A 1,901-nucleotide genomic window follows, 5' to 3' on the forward strand; every position below is an offset into this window, starting at 1 on the left:
ATTTATTTAAGTAAACCATGGCTTGCATCTTCTACAGAAGGTGATCCGCATCAGATTGAAATACCGGCTATCACTATATTTGACATCCTGGAAAAGTCAGCATATAAGTATCCAACCAAAATAGCTATCGTGGATGACGAGAGAGAACTAACCTTTTCCGAGGTGAAAAATATTAGCGAACGTGTAGCGATGGCACTCTATAAGCGGGGATTCCGCAAGGGAGATCGCATTTCAATCATGGTGCCGAATTGTCTTGAATATGTTATTGCTTTCTTTGCCATTCAACGTTTAGGAGGTATCGTTGTTCAAGTTAATCCTAATTATCAGCCGGCAGAATTGGATCATATCCTACGTAATTCGGAGTCAAAAGGAATAGTCGCCTTCCGAGATCAGATGGAGAAGCTTGAGAAAATTGGGTTAGCCAATGAGGTTATTTTTATTACGGCTGATCAGGAAATAAATGAAGAAGATAATTTACATCACTGGATCGCTACTGAGACCTCAGAACTTCTGATTAGAGACGTTCAACCAGAAGACGTTGCCTATTTAGCATTTACAAGTGGAACAACTGGACGTCCAAAGGGAGTTATGATTTCACACTCAAACCTAGTCTCCATGCAATATATAGGTTATCATTCAGGACTTTATAGGGTGTTTGAGAAAGGGGAACATTGCAACCTTGGTTTTGCTCCACTCTATCATGGCATGGGATTGTATAGTTTAATTGAATCTATTTTTATTGGCGGACGTTTTTATCTAATTGATAAATTTGATATGACTTACATTTTAGAAATGATTCGTAAACAGAGACCGACCATTTTTTACGGGTCACCAACAATGTATATAGCATTACTGAATCATCCGGACTTAAAAAAGGATGACTTAACCTGTTTTCAATTTTGTATTTGTGGGTCGTCTCCATTACCAATTGAAGTGATTAAAAAGTTTGAAGAAATCACAGGAGCCCCAATGGTAGAAGCATGGGGTTTGTCGGAAGCGACAGCTGGGGTAACTCGAAATCCAATTGCAGGAATTAGGAAAGTAGGAAGTACTGGTATTCCAATGGTGAATTTAGAAGTGAAAATTGTGGATATCGCAACAGGAACGATGGAAATACCGATCGGTGAGCCCGGAGAGATCATTGTAAAGGGACCAATAGTCACAAAGGGATACTGGAAGAATCCAGGAGAAACGGAAAAAACCATTCGTGATGGCTGGCTGCATACAGGTGATATCGGAATTATGGACAGTGATGGCTATTTCTTTATTGTTGGCAGAACAAAAGAATTGATCATTACGGGAGGCTTTAATGTTTACCCTGTAGAAGTGGAAGAAGTAATTTATCAGCATCCAGCAGTACTAGAAGCTGGGGTATACGGTGTTCCAGACTCGTATCGCGGTGAAACGATTAAAGCAGCCATCGTTCTAAAAAAAGGAGCCACGCTATCTGAAGAAGAGCTCCAGAACTGGTGTAGAGAAAGAATAACTAGATATAAAGTTCCACGGATCATTGAATTTAGAGAATCACTTCCGAAAACCGCCGTTGGTAAAATACTCCGCCGGCAATTAAGGGATGAAGATATTGAGAAAAATAAATAGAAAGAAATCTTGTAAATAACTGGTAGTAAATTCGAAGAAATCAGGGTTGTTAATCAGTCATTCCTTTTCATTAATAAGGGGAATGACTTTCCTTTTAGGGTATCATTCATTTATGTATTAAATCTAGTTTCTGTTAACAATTTAGATTAAAAAGAATAAGTGAGGAAACACAATGGATGTCTCGGAAATAAAGAAAAAGGCAGAATTACGTAAAAGTTTCGAAGCTTCATTATATTCAAAATGTAATTCAATGATTTATGAACTTCTTTCAAATGTACAGCCATTAGTATTTACTTAACCTA

General features: G+C 38.0%; 1 protein-coding gene. It reads left to right on the forward strand.

What is annotated here, in order from left to right; genetic code table 11:
* A partial coding sequence (locus tag V7137_RS30040; RefSeq protein WP_335701457.1) for a long-chain-fatty-acid--CoA ligase occupies positions 1-1,599 on the forward strand: 1,599 nt, incomplete at its 5' end.
* Positions 1,600-1,901: the final 302 nt, after the last annotated feature.

The sequence above is a fragment of the Neobacillus drentensis genome (genome assembly GCF_036962765.1).
In the GTDB taxonomy this organism is placed as follows: Bacteria; Bacillota; Bacilli; order Bacillales; family Cytobacillaceae; genus Neobacillus; species Neobacillus drentensis_C.